Raw genomic sequence first — 359 nt, 5'->3', positions numbered from 1 at the left:
CTTTTTCTTCGGCTTCCCGCTGACCAGCGTGCTGGTATTTCGCTTTGATGTTGGTGTCGCGCCGCCAGAAATCTTGTTGCAGGCGTTGCTTTCTGCGGGCTGCTTCTACGCGGTTTACTATGTCACCTACAAAACCCGCCTACGCAAACGCGTTGCTGATGTACCGCGCCGTCCGCTGTTTACCATGAACCGCGTGGAGACCAATCTTACGTGGGTGATCCTGATGGGTATCGCGCTGGTAAGCGTCGGCATCTTCTTCATGCACAACGGCTTTTTTGCTGTTCCGGCTTAACTCCTACAGTCAGATCTTTTTCCAGTGAAGTCTCCGGCGTGGCGTTAAAACGCTTCTTTTACTTTTT

The 359-nt window shown here is 52.1% G+C and carries 1 protein-coding gene; it reads left to right on the top strand.

The window, feature by feature from the left end; translation table 11 throughout:
- Positions 1-292 (top strand): WzyE family oligosaccharide polymerase (locus EOS_RS42855; RefSeq protein ID WP_326972991.1); only part of this gene is annotated, 292 nt, incomplete at its 5' end.
- Between the last annotated feature and the right edge of the window lie 67 nt (positions 293-359).

The organism is Caballeronia mineralivorans PML1(12), from assembly GCF_001028175.1.
GTDB lineage: Bacteria > Pseudomonadota > Gammaproteobacteria > Burkholderiales > Burkholderiaceae > Caballeronia > Caballeronia mineralivorans.
The sequence above is the reverse complement of the archived record's forward strand: the minus strand, read 5'-3'. Positions and strand labels throughout refer to the sequence as shown.